Source organism: Cyanobium sp. ATX 6F1, from assembly GCF_024346315.1.
In the GTDB taxonomy this organism is placed as follows: Bacteria; Cyanobacteriota; Cyanobacteriia; order PCC-6307; family Cyanobiaceae; genus ATX-6F1.
The window spans coordinates 179,882-195,631 of the sequence record NZ_JAGQCS010000006.1; the positions used below are offsets into that span (position 1 = coordinate 179,882).

The 15,750-nt window shown below is 69.1% G+C and carries 14 protein-coding genes and 1 pseudogene; 3 read left to right on the forward strand and 12 right to left on the reverse strand.

What is annotated here, in order from left to right:
* Window positions 1-5: 5 nt before the first annotated feature.
* The 5 genes from KBZ13_RS11020 to KBZ13_RS11040 form a co-directional block, all read right to left on the reverse strand.
* The gene (locus KBZ13_RS11020) at window positions 6-740 is read right to left on the reverse strand and encodes a Bax inhibitor-1 family protein (RefSeq protein ID WP_255009084.1); all 735 of its coding nucleotides are present in this window, start codon (window positions 738-740) and stop codon (window positions 6-8) included.
* Window positions 741-807: 67 nt separating this feature from the next.
* Window positions 808-1,794 carry a PhoH family protein gene (locus KBZ13_RS11025; protein WP_255009085.1) on the reverse strand — a complete coding sequence of 329 codons (987 nt, stop codon included), beginning with the start codon at window positions 1,792-1,794 and terminating at the stop codon, window positions 808-810.
* A gap of 11 nt (window positions 1,795-1,805) precedes the next feature.
* Window positions 1,806-2,255 (reverse strand): 30S ribosomal protein S16, encoded by a 450-nt coding sequence (gene rpsP, locus KBZ13_RS11030; RefSeq protein ID WP_255009130.1) that lies wholly within the window; start codon window positions 2,253-2,255, stop codon window positions 1,806-1,808.
* 84 nt (window positions 2,256-2,339) lie between these two features.
* Window positions 2,340-3,824 carry a signal recognition particle protein gene (gene ffh, locus KBZ13_RS11035; protein WP_255009087.1) on the reverse strand — a complete coding sequence of 495 codons (1,485 nt, stop codon included), beginning with the start codon at window positions 3,822-3,824 and terminating at the stop codon, window positions 2,340-2,342.
* Window positions 3,825-3,864: 40 nt separating this feature from the next.
* On the reverse strand, window positions 3,865-5,976 hold the full coding sequence (locus KBZ13_RS11040; protein ID WP_255009089.1) for an IMS domain-containing protein: 2,112 nt from the start codon (window positions 5,974-5,976) through the stop codon (window positions 3,865-3,867).
* A 106-nt stretch (window positions 5,977-6,082) separates the two neighbouring features.
* Between KBZ13_RS11040 and pdhA the strand changes: the two genes are divergently transcribed.
* The gene (pdhA, locus tag KBZ13_RS11045) at window positions 6,083-7,189 is read left to right on the forward strand and encodes a pyruvate dehydrogenase (acetyl-transferring) E1 component subunit alpha (protein WP_255009090.1); all 1,107 of its coding nucleotides are present in this window, start codon (window positions 6,083-6,085) and stop codon (window positions 7,187-7,189) included.
* 45 nt (window positions 7,190-7,234) lie between these two features.
* Here pdhA and KBZ13_RS11050 read toward each other — a convergent pair whose 3' ends face one another.
* Both KBZ13_RS11050 and KBZ13_RS11055 read right to left on the reverse strand, forming a co-directional pair.
* Window positions 7,235-8,161 (reverse strand): sigma-70 family RNA polymerase sigma factor, encoded by a 927-nt coding sequence (locus tag KBZ13_RS11050; RefSeq protein WP_255009092.1) that lies wholly within the window; start codon window positions 8,159-8,161, stop codon window positions 7,235-7,237.
* A 144-nt stretch (window positions 8,162-8,305) separates the two neighbouring features.
* Window positions 8,306-9,952 carry an NAD(P)H-hydrate epimerase gene (locus tag KBZ13_RS11055; RefSeq protein ID WP_255009093.1) on the reverse strand — a complete coding sequence of 549 codons (1,647 nt, stop codon included), beginning with the start codon at window positions 9,950-9,952 and terminating at the stop codon, window positions 8,306-8,308.
* An 81-nt stretch (window positions 9,953-10,033) separates the two neighbouring features.
* On the opposite strand from KBZ13_RS11055, the gene mnmA reads away from it, so the two are divergent.
* Window positions 10,034-11,167, forward strand: a complete 1,134-nt coding sequence (gene mnmA, locus KBZ13_RS11060; RefSeq protein WP_255009132.1) for a tRNA 2-thiouridine(34) synthase MnmA — start codon at window positions 10,034-10,036, stop codon at window positions 11,165-11,167.
* 19 nt (window positions 11,168-11,186) lie between these two features.
* Here the strand turns inward: mnmA and KBZ13_RS11065 are convergent, their stop codons facing one another.
* The 3 genes from KBZ13_RS11065 to KBZ13_RS11075 are packed head-to-tail and all read right to left on the reverse strand — an operon-like array spanning window position 11,187 to window position 13,476.
* Window positions 11,187-11,468, reverse strand: coding sequence for a 2Fe-2S iron-sulfur cluster-binding protein (locus tag KBZ13_RS11065; protein ID WP_409995647.1), 282 nt, complete (start codon window positions 11,466-11,468; stop codon window positions 11,187-11,189).
* A gap of 23 nt (window positions 11,469-11,491) precedes the next feature.
* Window positions 11,492-12,988 carry a cobyric acid synthase gene (locus KBZ13_RS11070; protein WP_255009140.1) on the reverse strand — a complete coding sequence of 499 codons (1,497 nt, stop codon included), beginning with the start codon at window positions 12,986-12,988 and terminating at the stop codon, window positions 11,492-11,494.
* 44 nt (window positions 12,989-13,032) lie between these two features.
* A complete protein-coding gene (locus KBZ13_RS11075; RefSeq protein WP_315859624.1) occupies window positions 13,033-13,476 on the reverse strand; it encodes an Npun_F0494 family protein in 444 nt (147 codons plus the stop codon).
* A gap of 41 nt (window positions 13,477-13,517) precedes the next feature.
* Between KBZ13_RS11075 and KBZ13_RS11080 the strand changes: the two genes are divergently transcribed.
* Window positions 13,518-14,126 (forward strand): Maf family protein, encoded by a 609-nt coding sequence (locus KBZ13_RS11080; protein WP_255009094.1) that lies wholly within the window; start codon window positions 13,518-13,520, stop codon window positions 14,124-14,126.
* 121 nt (window positions 14,127-14,247) lie between these two features.
* Here KBZ13_RS11080 and psbC read toward each other — a convergent pair whose 3' ends face one another.
* A complete protein-coding gene (gene psbC, locus KBZ13_RS11085) occupies window positions 14,248-15,636 on the reverse strand; it encodes a photosystem II reaction center protein CP43 (RefSeq protein ID WP_255009096.1) in 1,389 nt (462 codons plus the stop codon).
* Window positions 15,620-15,750, reverse strand: a pseudogene (locus tag KBZ13_RS11090) (photosystem II D2 protein (photosystem q(a) protein)); the annotation flags it as partial. The gene psbC and the pseudogene KBZ13_RS11090, both read right to left, overlap by 17 nt.

The following is a 15,750-nucleotide window of genomic DNA, read 5'->3' on the forward strand; positions in this document are numbered from 1 at the left end:
GTGCCTCAGTCGCGGCGGCCGCCGCCGTTGAGGGCGATGATCAGCCGCAGGATGAAGATGAACAGGTTGATGTAGGTCAGGTACATGCCCAGGGCGCCGGCCAGGTACTGGTCGTCGCTGTAGGTGCGGGGCATCGTGTAGAAGTCGACGAAGGCCGCTCCCACAAACAGCACCGTGCCGAAGCCGGCGATCAGCAGCTCCATGCCGCCGCCGCCGAAGCCGGGCACGAAGATGCCGCCCACCACCTGCACCACCATGGCGATCAGCAGGCCGAGAATCCCCAGACCCACCACGGCGCTGAGCGATTGCCCGACGCTGTCGCTCATGCGCCGCCCCAGGAAGGAGGCGATCACGAAGGTGATGCCGGTGGCCAGGGCCGCCACGCCGATGGCGCCGATGCCGGCTGTGCCGATGGCCAGGGCGACGATGCCGCTGAGGGTGAAGCCCGTCAGCAGGCTGTAGAGGGTGAGCAGGGGCAGGGCGGTGGCGCTGTTCCCCTTCATCGCCACGTTCTGGGCCACGAAGAAGAGGATGAAGTTGCCGATCAACGCCACCCAGAACAGGGGCTGAAACAGGGCTGGGCTGGTGGCCAGCAGGGTCAGGCCGCCGGCCACACCGCCGGCGGTGAGCACCATGCCGCCACCCACGTAGGGCAGGGCCTTGTTGACCACATTGGGTCCCACGAGCGCGCTGCTCTGGGCTTCGCGGATCGCTTGCTGAAAATTGCTGCTGGCCGGCATGGCTCACCAGAGGGTTCGAACCTGTCCATCCTGCCAGCGCAGGCCAGGGGGTGGGGTGTGGTTCTCCCTATAGAGCCCGGCTGTGGCGACGGTCCCGTTCGGCGTAGGCCTGCACCAGGCGTTGAACGAGGGGATGGCGCACCACGTCGGCGGCGCTGAGTCGGCAGATCGCCACCCCCTCCACCCCCTTGAGCACCTCGGCCGCCTCGATCAGACCGCAGGGCTGCTGGGGCGGCAGGTCGCTCTGGGTGGGATCGCCGGTGACCACCATGCGCGAGTTCTCCCCCAGGCGGGTGAGCACCATGCGCATCTGGGCCGGCGTGGTGTTCTGGGCCTCATCGAGGATCACGAAGGCATCGGCCAGGGTGCGGCCGCGCATGTAGGCCAGGGGCGCCACCTCGATCACCCCTTTCTCCAGCAGGGCGGCCGTGCGCTCAGTGCCCAGCAGGGTATGGAGGGCGTCATAGAGGGGCCTCAGGTAGGGATCCACTTTCTGCTGCAGATCGCCGGGCAGAAAACCGAGCCGCTCGCCCGCCTCCACCGCCGGCCGGGTGAGCACCAGACGCTCCACCTTGCGCTCCGTGAGCAGCCGCACCGCCTGAACGGTGGCCAGGAAGGTCTTGCCGGTGCCGGCGGGTCCGATCGCCAAGGTGAGGTCGTGGCGTTCCATCGCCTCGACGTAGGCCTTCTGGTTGAGGGTGCGGGGGCGCAGCAGCCGGCCGCTCTGGCTGCGGGCCAGGACCTGTTGGCCCAGCTGTTGGTGCTCCTCGCCGCGGCCGGTGTCCAGGGCGGCGAGGGCGGTCTGCAGGTCGACGGCGCTGACCGCCTGGCCTTCCTGCCAGAGGGGTCGCAGCAACTCCACCAGGGCCGCGGCCCGCTCCAGCTGGGAGGGACGCCCCTGGATCACCAGGTTGAGCCCCCTCAGCACCAGGGTGGCGCCAGTGAGTTCGGCGATGCGGTGCAGGGTGGCGTCCGCCTCACCGGCCAGGGCCAGGGCCGTGCCCCCATCGGGCAGCTCAAGGCAGAAGGAGGAGAGGCCGTCGACCCCAGCCATGGGGGGGCTGATCAGGCTTCCGTGGCGGCCGGTTCGGCTTCGCTTGCGGCGGCGGCAGCGGCTTCAGCGGCTTCAGCGGCTTTGGCTTCGGCAGCTTTGGCTTCAGCCGCAGCAACGGCTTCAGCGGCTTTGGCTGCCGCGGCTTCCTTGACGGCGGCCTTGGCGGCGGCGTCGCGGGCTTCAGCCTGCTTCAGCTTTCCGACCGTTTCGCCATGACGGATGGTTTTCTCCACCAGCCCGGCCTTCTCCAGCAGGGTGCGCACGGTGTCGGTGGGTTGGGCGCCCTGGCCCAGACGCACACGGATCGCCTCGGTATCCAGCCGGGTCTCGTCGGTGCGGGGGTTGTAGTAGCCCAGCTCCTCGAGGGGGCGGCCGTCGCGGCGGGAGGTGCTGTTGGTGGCCACCAGGCGGAAGCTCGCTTCCCGCTTCTTGCCAAACCGCTTCAGGCGGAGCTTGATCATCGTGGCCTTGCCTTGTTTGCTGGAGGAGGAAACGGCGGTGAAATCACGCGCCAATCGTCAACGATACCCTGCGGCCTGACCACCTCAGAGCTGCCCGAAACCCTTGCGTTTCTTGGTCGGTTTGGGGGGCCGCGGCGCGGCGCCGCCCCGGGCCGCGGCCCCCGGCTGGCCTGGGAATCCCCCCATTCCGGGCAGGCCGCCCCCCATGCCGGGGAACCCTCCTGCCATCCCCGGGAAGCCACCGCCCATCCCCGGCAGGCCCCCACCGAGACCGCCACGGCTCATCTGCTGCATGAAGCCGCGCATTTTCTGAAAATCGGCCAGTACCTTGTCCACATCGGCGGGGGTGTGGCCGCTGCCGGCGGCGATGCGGCGCCGCCTGGAGGGCTGGGCCGCCAGCAACTCCGGCTGCTGACGTTCGGCGGCGGTCATCGAGCCGATCATCGCCTCAATCTTCTTGAGCTGGGCCTCCCCCTGCTTGAGCATGCCGTCGTCGATCTTGTTCATGCCGGGGATCATCTTCATCAGGCCCCCGAGTGAGCCCATGCGCTTGATCAGGCGCATCTGTTGAACGAAATCGGAGAAGTCGAAGGTGGCCTCCTGCAGCTTCTGCTGCATCCGCGCCACATCCGCCAGCTCCACCTCCTTGGTGGCCTTCTCCACCAGGGTGAGCACATCGCCCATGCCGAGGATGCGACTGGCCATCCGCTCGGGGTGGAACGGCTGCAGCGCTTCCACCTTCTCGCCGGTGCCGATGAATTTGATCGGCGCGCCGCTCACCTTGCGGATCGAGAGGGCGGCGCCGCCGCGGGAGTCGCCGTCGAGCTTGGTGAGCACCGCCCCGGTGAGCCCCACCTGCTCGTGGAAGGCGCGGGTGAGCTCAGCCGCCTCCTGGCCGATCATCGAATCCACCACCAGCAGCACCTCGTCGGGGGCCACGGCGGTGCGGATCCGCACCATCTCCTCCATCATCGCGGTGTCGATCTGGAGCCGACCGGCGGTGTCCACGATCACCGTGTCGAAGCCCTCCTCGCGGCCCTTGGCCACACCGGCGGCGGCAATCTCCTCGGGCTTGGCGCCCGCGCCGAGGCTGAACACCTCCACGCCGATCTGGCGGCCGAGGCTCTGCAGTTGATCGATGGCGGCGGGCCGGTAGACGTCGGCGGCCACCAGCAGGGCGCGGCGACCCTGTTCCTTGAGGTGAAGGCCCAGTTTGGCGGTGGCGGTGGTCTTGCCAGCCCCCTGGAGGCCCGCCATCAGCACCACCGTGGGGGCCGTCTCAACCTGGGCCAGGGGGGCGTTGGCGCCGCCCATCACCTCCACCAGGGCCCCATGGACGAGCTGGATGAATTTCTGGTCGGGGTTGATGCCGCGCACCACTTCGGCCCCCAGGGCCCGGGCGCGCACGTCGGCGATGAAGTCCTTGACCACCGCGAGGCTGACGTCGGCCTCCAGCAGCGCCCGGCGCACCTCCTTGAGGGCCCCATCCACGTTCGATTCGGTGATCGTGGCCTGGCCCCTGAGGCCTTTGACCGCATCCTCGAAACGTTGGGAGAGCTCATCAAACATGGTCGAAGCGTGGCTACGGGCAGGGGGGATGGGAGTCGGATCAGGCCAGGGGGCGGAAGAAGACCAGCTTCCAGGTCTTGCCGTCGCGGCCGAACACATACCTATTCGATCGGCTGCCCTCGGGGGTCCGCTCCAGCACCTTGCCCTGGCTGTTGCGCAGCTCATCGCTGTAGCGCAGTTCCACCTCCGCTTCGATGCGGTTGGCGGAGCGGCTGGTGATCGTGAAGCGACGCACGCTGGAGTCGATCGCCTGGCTGAGACCGGCCGCTTCATCCTCGCGGCGCTGGCGGTTGAGCCGATCCACCTGGGGAGCGCGCGCGAGCTCATCGAGGGGCAGCTCGGCGCGGCCCCCGGCGAGCACGGCGGCCTTGGCCTTCAGCCAGGCCTCCAGCAGTGCTTGCAATTCCTCAGGGGTGGGCTCCTCGCTCACCAGGGGCAGGGCGGCGGGCAAGGGGGGGGCGGGTTTCGCGCTCGGGGGTGTGGCCAGGGGGGCGGGCTGGCTCAGCGGCGCTGGGCTTGAGCTGGAGGGACTCCTGGTCTCGGGCGTTCCGGCTGCCAGCCGGTGGCGCACCAGGGCCAGGCCACCGGCGGCCACGCCGAGGGCCAGCAGGATCTGGGCGGCGGGGCGGCCCCAGGGGGGAAGCTCTGGCCGGCTGAAGGTCGGCCGCTTGAAGGCGGGCCGGGTGAGGGCCGGCCGCTTCAACGCCGGCAGGCGCAGATCTGGCGGGAACCAGGCGCTGATCGCCTGGAGCGGCCTGCCCCACTGGGGCCACTGCCACTGGGGTAGCTGCCACTGGGGCCATGACGGCCAGTCCAGTTCGTCTTCGACCTCGTCCTCCTCGGCCCCTTGCTCCAGACCATGGGGCACCACGGGAACACCGGTGCCGCTGCCGAGCCCTGAGATGGCGGGCGACCAATCCGCCAGGAGGTTGGGGGCCTCAGCGAAGCTGCCTGCGGCTCCGGCCTCTCCGCTGCGTAGGTGTTTGCGGTCCTCACGCTCGACATAGAGCTGCACGTCTCGATCCGCGAACCAGGCCTCCAGATCCACGTCCACTTCGATGTCGCGGTAGCCCGGCAACACCTCGCGATCGAGCCAGTCGATGCAGTAGGCGCAGAGGCCAGCCAGGGGTTCCTCCCCCTGTTCGGCCGCCCAGCGGCGCAGCTCCTCGTTGGCCCCCTGGGCAAACAGGGTCTGAGCGGTCTCCACCTGGCCCAGCAGCAGCGACAGGCAAGCCAGATAGGGCTCCATGCCGCTCTGGCCACCGGCGGCCAGGCGCTCGCGGGCGGAGGCGATCCGCTCCGGTTTGCGCTGGCTGAAACCGGAGGCGGTGAGGGCGTAGCTGGCCAGGAAACCGGCGGTGGGAGAGGACGGCACCGCCCAGTGGCTGAACAGATCGACCTGCTCCTGCACCGTCAGGAACTGGCGAATCTGCTTGAAGAAAGCCTGGAACTCCCCGGCGTTGAAGTCGGGGTCCCCCTGGCCGTCCAGTCCACCCCGTTGCTGCACCAGCTGTTCCAGGAGTTGCAGGCCTTCCTGGCGCTCGGCCACGGCGGCCAGATCGCGGCTGAGCAGATCGAGGATCCGGTAGGGCAGCAGGGCTGCCAGGCTGCGTTCGATCGCCTGGCGGGAGGCCGGCAACTGGCCCATGCGCTGCAGCAGCTGCAGCCCCAGCTGCAGGGTCTGGGCGGCGGCCTCGTAGCGGCGCTCCTTGCGGTAATCCTCGGCGCTGGCCTGGCAGGCAAGGGCCGCCAGCAGGGTCAGGTCAGCTTCCCGGCTGCTGCCCAGGGCCGGAGCCTGGGGTGGGTTGAGACCGCGGCGGGCGGCTTCGAAGCTTTCCGCCCCCTGGCCCGCCTCCAGCAGCAACAGCAGGCCCGCCACCTCCCTGGAGGGGGGCACCTCCAGTCCCGGCACCAGCGAGGTCTCCGCGACCGACAGGTTGGTGAGTTCGGCCTCGTAGCGGGCGCGTCGCTCCCCATCGCTGAGCAGATCGGCGCTGTTGCGCAGCAGCTCAGCCCTGGCCAGGAGGGTCTCCTGGGTGAAGCCCTGGTCGGGGGGGCGATCGAGCCGCAGCTTCAGGGTGTGCAGCACGGTCTGGGCGTCGGCGGCCGGGCTGACACCGAGAAGGCGGAAATGGTCGATCGGCAGTTCCAACCGCGGGACACCGGTGGCACGCGACTGTAGGCAGCGTCAGTGGTTTTGACTGCCGAATGCGGACGGACCCCGTACAGTCAGCCTCACCCGATCAGCCTCCTCCGCCATGACCCAGGAGATCGTTGCCCCGGTTCAGGTCGGCGGAGTCAGCGCTGCGGAGGGTTCCACCGGGGGCCCTGGCAGCCATGCGGAGCGTCTGGCGGCGCTCTATCCCGCCGGTCCCACCACGGTCAGCCGCGACGACGGGCTGATGCTTTACAGCGACATGACCCTGGGTCGGCGCTTTGAGGACAAGTGCGCCGAGATGTATTACCGGGGCAAGATGTTCGGCTTCGTGCACCTCTACAACGGCCAGGAGGCCGTCAGCACGGGCGTGATCAAGGCGATGAAGGCCCAGCACGACTGGTTCTGCAGCACCTACCGCGACCACGTGCACGCCCTCAGCGCCGGCGTGCCCGCCCGGGAGGTGATGAGTGAGCTGTTCGGCAAGGCAACCGGCTGCAGCAAGGGGCGTGGTGGCTCCATGCACCTGTTCTCCAAAGAGCACCATCTGTTGGGGGGCTATGCCTTCATCGGCGAGGGCATTCCGGTGGCCCTCGGGGCGGCCTTCACCAGCCGCTACAAGCGCGACGCCCTCGGGGATGCCTCCAGCGATGCGGTGACGGCCGCTTTCTTCGGTGATGGCACCTGCAACAACGGTCAGTTCTTCGAGTGCCTGAACATGGCGGCCCTCTGGAAACTGCCGATCCTGTTCGTGGTCGAGAACAACAAGTGGGCGATCGGCATGGCCCACGACCGGGCCACCAGCGATCCGGAGATCTGGCGCAAGGCGGCGGCCTTCGGCATGGCCGGTGAGGAGGTGGATGGGATGGACGTGTTGGCGGTGCGGGCCGCGGCCCAGCGGGCGATCGAGCGGGCCCGCGCCGGTGAGGGCCCCACCGTGCTGGAGTGCCTCACCTATCGCTTCCGCGGCCACTCCCTGGCCGACCCCGATGAACTGCGCAGCGAGGCCGAGAAGGCCTTCTGGGCGGAGCGCGATCCGATCAAGGCACTGGCTGCCCACCTCAAGGAGCACGGCCTGGCCAGCGCCGAGGAGCTCAAGGCGATCGAAAAGGAGATCGATGCCGAAGTGGCCGATGCGGTCAGCTTTGCTTTGGCGGCCCCTGAGCCCGATCCCTCCGAGCTCACCCGCTACATCTGGGCGGAAGACTGACCCACCCCAATCGAAGGGCGATCTAGAGATCGACCCAGCTGGCGATCAAAGATCGACGCTCTGACGGCGGGTGAGGTTGCGCAGTTTGCGCAGGGCCTTGAGCTCCACCTGCCTCACCCGCTCGCGGGACACCTCCAACAGCCGGCCGATCTCGGCCAGGGTGTGGCGCTCCTGGCTTTCGAGCCCGAAACGCAACTCCAGCACCTGCCGCTCCTGGTCGGTCAAAGCAGTGAGCCAGCGCCCCAGTTGCTCATGGTGCATGCCGCGCTCCACCAGATCAAGCGGTTCGCCTTGGCTGTTGTCGGCGATCAGATCCCCGAGAAAACTGCGTCCCTCCTCACCGTTGACCGGGGCATCCAGGCTGGAGGTGGTCAGGGATTGGCGCAGCAGGGAATCGAGTTCCTCGATGGGGATCGCCATCGCTTCGGCGATTTCCTGGCGGCTCGGCATCGCCCCCAACTTGTGGGCCAGATCGAGGCTCACCTTGCGGATGGCGCTGAGCCGTTCGCTCAGGTGCACCGGCAGGCGAATCGTGCGCGACTGACAGGCAATCGCCCGGGTCATGCTCTGGCGGATCCACCAGAAGGCATAGGTGGAGAACTTGTAGCCCCGGGTGGGATCGAACTTTTCGACCGCCCGCTCGAGCCCCAGAGATCCCTCCTGGATGAGATCAAGAAGTTCAAGGCCTTTGCCCTGATACTTCTTCGCCACGCTCACCACCAGACGAAGGTTGGCCTTCATCATTCGATCCTTGGAGCGCCGCCCCACCTTGATCGTCTTTTTCTGTTGATCACTGAGCAGCTCGAGGTTCCCCTCTTCGATCAGGCGCATCATCGTTTGCACCTGATTGCCGAGTTCGATTTCTTCGGCCGGGGTCAACAGCGGTACACGGCCGATCGTCGCCAGATACCAGCTGATCGGGTCACTGCCTCTCCGGCGGCTGCCACTGGCCTGGAGGCTGGAGGTTGTCATGAACCCTGGGCCTTTCGATGCAATGAATCTCGTATGAACTTGCGGTTCGCGGCTGTCATGTCAATAACCCTTCAGCTTTATACGTGTAAAACCACACATTTTTTGTGCGGGGCGCCGCGGGCGGCGGCCATGGTGAGACGCCCGTCAGCCGTGGGAGCTTGCCTCGGCACCGATGCGCCCCAGCGCCGCGGCAACGGCCATCGGCGTCGCCGCCCCTGCTCCCCCCTCCCGGGCGCTCTGGAGCCCGGCCTGGGCATGGTCGAGGGCCATCGCCGCCAGCAGGGCGCTCAAGGTTTCCACGGCTGTCTGGCCACCGGTGGCTCCGTCGCCTGCGATCGCCATGGCCCCGCGTCCGGCCGCGTAGCCAGCGAGCACATCCCCCAGGCCGGCGCGGGCGCAGGCGGGCTCAGCCTCGATCAACTGCCAGCGCTGCCCCTGGGGGCTGGCCACCACCGTGCGTGCCCCCTTGAGCAACACCGTGGCGCCACTGGCGGCGGCGGCGGCGGCGGCGGCCTCCAGGGGCGGCAGCCCGGCCAGCCCGGGAAACAGCCTGGCGAATTCGCCCCCGTGGGGGGTGAGCCAGGTGGGGCCTGAGCGGCCCTGGAGCCAGAGCAGGGCAACCTCGCTGGGCCGGCGGGCCAGCCGATTGAGGCCATCGGCATCGAGTACCAGCAGGCCGGTGAAGCCCTGAAGCGCCCGCCAGGCCCCCTGCTCCGATTCCGCCTCTTCCCCGGGCCTTCCCTCGCCTGCAGCGATCGCTCCGATCCCCGGCCCGAGCAGCACCGCATCGAGCCGCTCCAGAGCACCGGGCTCCCCCAGGGCCCCGATGTGCAGGCTGCCGTCGCGATCGCAGGTCAGGGCGCGTTCCACCACCACATGGGGCTGCACGGCCCAGAGCCCCCTGGCTATCACCTCGGGCAAGGCGGCCCGGAGGCTGCCGCAACCGCTGGCACTGGCCCCCAGCAGGGCCAGTTGGACGGCGCCGCGGTAGCGCTCGCTGCCGCACACCAGCAGCAGTCGTCCGCGGCCGTACTTGGCCCGCTCCGGCCCCAGCTGGGGGGCCGGGGCCCCGTGCCGGTCGGCGGCAGCCAGGCCCAGGGGCTGTTGGGGCGGCAGCGCTTCCAACAGCCTTTGGGGGAGCCCCAGATCGAGGCGCCGCAGCTCCCCCACCCAGGCCAGGGCGGTGTCCTGCACCAACCCCTGCTTGATCAGTCCGAGGGTGTAGGTGGTCTGGGCGCAGGCGGCGACGCGGCCCAGGAGCTGGCCGCTGTCGGCGCAGAGGCCACTGGGCCCATCGATCGCCACCAGGCGGCCGGGCCGCCGGCGCTGACGCTGCTCCAGCAGCACCTCGATTGACGGGTCCAACGGCCGGCTCTGGCCGATGCCGAACAGGCCATCAATCCAAAGGTTGTCCTCGGCCGGATCGGGGGCGGCGCTGAGCCGCTCAATCCCCAGCCACAGGGCGTACTCCAGGTGGCGGGCGGTGAGCGGCTTGTGGCGCTCGAACGGGCTCCAGAACCGCACCGGAATACCTGCCTGGTGCAACTCCCGGGCCACCACCAGGGCGTCGCCGCCGTTGTGGCCGGGGCCCACCAGCACCGTCACCCCCTGCTTCAGCCGCGAGGGCGCACTCAACAGCGCCGCCGTGATCGCCAGGGCCGCCTTCTCCATCAGCGCCTCCACCGGCAGCCCATGGGCGAACAGGTCCGCTTCGATCGCCGCCATCTGGGCCGAGCTCGCCAGCAGATGGGCGGCATCCCGCCGGGGCCAGGGGGGGTGGGGCGCACGCATGGTGGGGAGACCTTCAGACAGGGGACCAGTCCCGGTTCCATGATGGGAACTCCCAGGCGCTTCGATTTGACCACCGCTTCCCTGCCCTCGGTGTTTTCGAGCCCCGCCGCCACACGGGCCGGGGCGGAGGCCCTGGCGCGCCTGGCCGCCTGGCCCGGGGAGCAGCGGGTGGCGGTGGGCCTCTCCGGCGGTGTGGACAGCTCCCTCACCGCCGCCCTGCTGGTGCAGGCGGGCTGGCAGGTGGAGGGCCTCACCCTCTGGCTGATGAGCGGCAAGGGGGCCTGCTGCGCCGAAGGGCTGGTGGATGCCGCCGGCATCTGTGAGCAGCTGGGGGTGCCCCACCACGTGGTCGATTCCCGCGAGCGCTTCCGCGAGCAGATCGTTGATTTCCTCGTGGCGGGCTACGGCGAAGGGGTGACCCCCCTGCCCTGCTCCCGCTGCAACCGGGAGGTGAAATTCGCCCCGATGCTGGGGTGGGCCAGGGCCGAGCTGGGCATCGGTCGCCTCGCCACCGGTCACTACGCCCGCACGCGCCCGGCCGAGCAGGCCGCCAACGGCCGCACCCAGCTGCTGCGCGGCCTCGACGCCCACAAGGACCAGAGCTATTTCCTCTACGGCCTCTCCCAGGAGGTGCTCGCCGCTCTGGTGTTTCCGCTTGGCGAACTCACCAAGGCCGACACCCGCGCCGAGGCGGAGCGCTACGGCCTGCGCACCGCCGCCAAGCCCGAAAGCCAGGACCTCTGCCTGGCGGACCACCACGGCTCGATGAAGGCGTTCCTGGATGCCTACCTGCCGCCGCGCCCAGGGGAGATCGTGCTCGCTGACGGCACCGTGCTGGGCAGCCACGACGGCATCGAGCACTTCACCATCGGCCAGCGCAAGGGTCTGGGGGTGGCCTGGAGCCAGCCCCTGCACGTGGTGCGCCTCGACGGGGCCCTCAACCGGGTGGTGGTCGCCCCCCGGGCCGAGGCGGCCCGCTCCTCCTGCCAGCTCGACGAACTCAACTGGGTGTCGATCGAGGCTCCGGGCAAGCCCCTGGAGGTGGAGGTGCAGGTGCGCTACCGCAGCGCTCCGGAGCCCGCCCGACTGACCCCCGGCGGAGAGGGCCGCTGGACGCTGGAGTTCAGCGAGCCCCAGTTCTCGATCACCCCGGGCCAGGCGGCGGTGTTCTACGAAGGTGAGTGCCTGCTGGGGGGCGGACTGATCCAGCGCTGAGCCGCTGGCTCCTGGTGCCTCACCAGTGGGGATCGGCGGCCAGCGCCACCTGCAGCCGGCCGCTGCGGGCTGAGGGCACCGTGGCGATGCAGGCCCGCACGACGCGGCCATTGACCTCGATCTCGCAGGCACCGCAGCTGCCCGCCAGGCAACCGGTGGGAATGTTCAGGCCCGCCTCGGCCGCCGCCGGCAGCCAGTCCCGGCCCACCTGCACCGGGCCCCGGACTCCCCCAGGCCAGGTCACCTCGATGGTGGCCTTCTCCCCCATGGCGGTTGGTGCTGCGCAACACAGCTGCATCATCGGCGCTGCTCAGCCTGGGGGGCTCAGGGGGGACCCAGCAGGGGCCCCAGGTCCACGTGTGCTTCGAAGGCATCCGCCAGTCGATCCAGCAGGGCCTCCAGCTGGCGGCCGTGGTGGGGCTGCCGCTCGCTCAGGGGGGGGAGCCCTCGTCGCTCGCGCAGCCGGTTGAGCCAGCGCCGCCGCCAGGCCCCCGCTTCGAAAAGCCCGTGCAGGTAGGCGCCGGCCACCAGCCCGCCCCGATCGCCGACGGGCAGCCACCAGCCAAGGCCTGTGCTTGCGGCCAGGGGCCTCGGCTGATCCGGGGCACCATCGAGCGGCTCGGTTTGCCCCCGGTGCAGCTCGAACCCCTCCAGCTCCAGGGGCGCCCCCGGCGGCCAGAGGGCCGCTCCGCGCTGCTGACGCAGGGTCTTGGTGGCGCCGAAACGCGTGCGCAGCGGCAGCAGATCCAGGCCCGCCACCGCCCCTGGGCCCGCCGCTCCCCCCTCGAGGTCATCGGGGTCGAGCAGTTCACTGCCGAGCATCTGCATCCCGCCGCAGAGGCCGAACACGTGGCCCCCTTCGGCCAGGTAAGCCTTCAGCTGAGCGCCCAGGCCCGCAGCCTTGAGTGCTTCGAGATCCCGCAGGGTCTGCTTGCTGCCGATCAGCAGCACCGCGTCGGGGCGGCCCAGGGGATCGCCAGGGCGGATCCAGCGCAACCGCAGCGACGGCTCGGCCTCGAGGGGATCGAGATCGGAGAAGTTGCTGATCGAGGGCAGCCTCAGCACGGCGATCTCCAGCTCCGCCTCCGGTTTGCGCGCCCGCCGCTCCAGCAGATCGAGGGAGTCTTCTGGTGGGAACAGTTCGTCGAGCCAGGGCATCACCCCCAGCACCGGCAGGCCCGTTTCCCGCTCCAGCCAGCGGCGGCCGTCTTCGAACAGGCTGCTGCGGCCCCGGAAGCGGTTGATCAGCAGGCCCTTGATCAAGGGGCGCTCCACCGGGCGCAGCAGGGCCAGGGTGCCGACGATCTGAGCGAACACCCCGCCGCGTTCGATGTCGGCCACCAGCAGGCAACGCGCCCGCAGGAACTGGGCCAGGCGCAGGTTGGTGAGATCCCTGGGCTGCAGGTTCACCTCCACCGGGCTGCCGGCCCCCTCCAGCACCAGCCGGCCGCCGGGGTGGGCGGCGCGCAGCTGATCGAGGCCCGCTCGGATGGCGTCCCAGCCGGGCCTGAACCAGTCGCGGTAGTAGTCCTCGGCGCGGGTCACCCCCACGGAGCGCCCCAGGTGGATCACCTCGCTGGTGCTGTCGCCCTGGGGCTTGAGCAGCACCGGGTTCATCGCCACCTGGGGCTCCAGCCCGGCGGCCCAGGCCTGCAGGGCCTGGGAGTAGGCCATCTCGCCGCCGCCCTGATCCACCCAGGCGTTGAGGCTCATGTTCTGTCCCTTGAAGGGCAGGGGGGTTTCGCCCCGACGCCGCAGCACCCGGCAGAGGGCCGCGGTCATCAGCGATTTGCCGGCGCCGCTGCTGGTGCCCAGCACCATCAGTGGTGTGGTACCGATGGCGGGGGAGTTCGTCGTGGCAGGACTCACAGGGGCCAGTGGCGCCTCAGGGCGTCGCGCAGCCGGGCCAGGGGTCCGGCGCTGGGGATTTCTCCGGGCCATTGACGCAGCAACTGCCGGCCCATGGGGGTGAGCCGCACCCGGTCGGTGAGGCCCTGGCCATCCACCTCCCAGCGGATCAGCCCCAGGCGGATCAGCCAGGCCAGATGCTGCTCCGCCTGGCGACGGCTCAGAGGCCGCTGGAGCCAGTGCGGCACCGCCTCCTGGGCGCTGAGATCCTCGGCGCTTACGCCCCCTTCCGCCAGCCGCTCATAGAGGGCCCGCCGGAAGGGCAGGCAGCCCATGGCCCGCCAGGCCCGTGCCCGGGAGCGCCCATCGCCATCGATCAACTCAGGGAGGGGGGCCGCCGTGGGCGGATCGGCTGGCGTGGGGATCTGGCTCAAGCGCGGGAACCGGGAGGGGCCGGCCAACTGCTGCCATTCTCAGGTCCACCCCTGCCCCACCGCTGGCGATGTTGCTGCTGGCCTCCGCCTCCCCCGCCCGCCGCCGCCTGCTGGAGCAGGCCGCCATCCCCCACCGTGTGCGGGTGAGCGGTATCGATGAGGAGGCCATCCAAGCGGCCGAACCGGCCCAACTCGTGCAGTTGTTGGCGCGGGCCAAGGCGGAAGCGGTGGCGGCGCTGGAGGTGGGGTTGGCTGGGGAGGCAGGGCGGCTTCCGGTGCTGGGCTGCGATTCGGTGCTGGAGTTCGAGGGTGAGGTGTTCGGCAAGCCCCGCGACGCCGCCGACGCGGAAGCCCGCTGGAGCCGTATGGCCGGCCACTGGGGGGAGCTGCACACGGGGCACTGCCTGCTCCGGCCTGACCTGCTGCGACCTGAGCTGCTGCGTCCCGGCCCGGCCCCGCTGCTGGCCACGGTGACCACCCGGGTGCTGTTCGCCCCGCTGGGGGCAGACGAGATCAGCGCCTACGTGGCCACGGGCGAACCGCTGAACTGCGCCGGTGGCTTTGCGCTCGAGGGCCGCGGTGGACTGCACGTGGAGCGGATCGAGGGCTGCTTCAGCAACGTGATCGGCCTGAGCCTGCCGCTGCTGCGGCGCTGGCTTCTGGCCGAGGGGTCTTGACCCGCGCCGCCCGAGGCGCCTGCTGGGGCCACAACCGTGATCTTCGGAACTCGACGTTTCGCCATAAAAAACCCCCGACAAGGCGGGGGTGAAGGGGCTTCATGGAGCCTGGGTGCCGAACCTAGTCGAGGTCGGGCATAGCAAGAGTGGGCTCGGCCTGACGGTCGATGCCTTTTTCGAAACCGGCAGCGGCGGCGCGGGCGCGGCCGGCATGCCAGAGGTGACCCACAAGGAAGAAGAAGGCAAGGATGAACTGCGTGGCAGCCAGCCATTGGCGGATGTTCACGAAGTTCACTGAGTTGGGCTCAGTGATCACCCCACCCACGGAGTTGATCGAGGCGTTGGGCGCGTGGGTCATGTATTCAGCGGCCCGGCGCACTTGCCAGGGCTGAATGTCGTTCTGGAGCTTGTCGAGGCTCAGACCGTTGGGACCGCGCAGGGGCTCCAGCCAGGGGCCTCGGAAATCCCAGAAGCGCATGGTTTCACCACCGAAGATGATCTCACCGGTGGGAGAGCGCATCAGGTACTTGCCCAGACCCGTGGGGCCCATGGCGGAACCGATGTTGGCCCCCAGGCGCTGGTCACGCACAAGGAAGGTGAAGCTCTGGGCCTGGGAGGACTCGGCATTGGTGGGGCCGTAGAACTCCGAGGGGTAAGCGGTGTTGTTGAACCAGATGTAGGAGCTTGCGATGAAGCTCATGAAGCTCAGGGCTCCAAGGCTGTAGCTCAGATAGGCCTCACCATTCCAGATGAAGGCACGACGCACCCAGCCGAAAGGCTTGGTGATCACGTGCCAGATGCCACCGAAGATGCAGATCAGACCAATCCAGATGTGGCCGCCGATGATGTCTTCCATCGAGTTCACCCCGATGATCCAACCCTCGCCGCCGAAGGGGGCGCGGGTGAGGTAACCGAAGATCACGCCGGGGCTGAGGGTGGGGTTGGTGATCAGACGCACATCACCGCCACCGGGTGCCCATGTGTCGTAGACGCCGCCGAAGAACATCGCCTTGAACACCAGCAGCAGCGCACCGACTCCGAGCAGGATGAGGTGGTAGCCGATGATGTTGGTCATCTGGTTCTTATCGCGCCAGTCCTGGGAGAAGAACGCGGAGTAGTTCTCCAGGATCTCGGGGCCGCGCAGAGCGTGATACAAGCCTCCGACGCCGAGGACGGCGGAGCTGATCAGGTGGAGCACCCCGACGACGAAGAAGGGGAAGAGATCGGTGACCTCGCCGCCTGGGCCAACGCCGTAGCCGAGGGTGGCCACGTGGGGCATGCAGATGAAGCCCTGTTCGTACATGGGCTTGTCAAAAGTGAAGTGACTCACTTCGAAGAGCATCATCGCTCCTGCCCAGAAGACCATCAGGCCAGCGTGGGCCACATGGGCTCCGAGCAGGCGACCGGAGAGGTTGATCAGACGGGCGTTGCCCGCCCACCAGGCATATCCGGTGGAGTCGAGGTCCATGCCCCCGACTGACACCAGATTGGGATTAGAGAGCGTTACCACGGGGCAGAACCTCTTCGGGGAAGATGAAGTTTTCGTGAGGCTGGTCAGCTGGTGCCATCCAGGCACGCAGACCTTCGTTCAGAAGAATGTTCTTCGTGTAGAAGGTTTCGAATT

Excerpts from the sequence above, each read along its gene's own strand:
- KBZ13_RS11020 (WP_255009084.1), bottom strand. The coding sequence starts at position 740 with ATGCCGGCCAGCAGCAATTTTCAGCAAGCGATCCGCGAAGCCCAGAGC.
- KBZ13_RS11025 (WP_255009085.1), bottom strand. The coding sequence starts at position 1,794 with ATGGCTGGGGTCGACGGCCTCTCCTCCTTCTGCCTTGAGCTGCCCGAT.
- rpsP (WP_255009130.1), bottom strand. The coding sequence starts at position 2,255 with ATGATCAAGCTCCGCCTGAAGCGGTTTGGCAAGAAGCGGGAAGCGAGC.
- ffh (WP_255009087.1), bottom strand. The coding sequence starts at position 3,824 with ATGTTTGATGAGCTCTCCCAACGTTTCGAGGATGCGGTCAAAGGCCTC.
- pdhA (WP_255009090.1), top strand. The coding sequence starts at position 6,083 with ATGACCCAGGAGATCGTTGCCCCGGTTCAGGTCGGCGGAGTCAGCGCT.
- KBZ13_RS11050 (WP_255009092.1), bottom strand. The coding sequence starts at position 8,161 with ATGACAACCTCCAGCCTCCAGGCCAGTGGCAGCCGCCGGAGAGGCAGT.
- KBZ13_RS11055 (WP_255009093.1), bottom strand. The coding sequence starts at position 9,952 with ATGCGTGCGCCCCACCCCCCCTGGCCCCGGCGGGATGCCGCCCATCTG.
- KBZ13_RS11065 (WP_409995647.1), bottom strand. The coding sequence starts at position 11,468 with ATGATGCAGCTGTGTTGCGCAGCACCAACCGCCATGGGGGAGAAGGCC.
- KBZ13_RS11070 (WP_255009140.1), bottom strand. The coding sequence starts at position 12,988 with ATGGTGCTGGGCACCAGCAGCGGCGCCGGCAAATCGCTGATGACCGCG.
- KBZ13_RS11080 (WP_255009094.1), top strand. The coding sequence starts at position 13,518 with ATGTTGCTGCTGGCCTCCGCCTCCCCCGCCCGCCGCCGCCTGCTGGAG.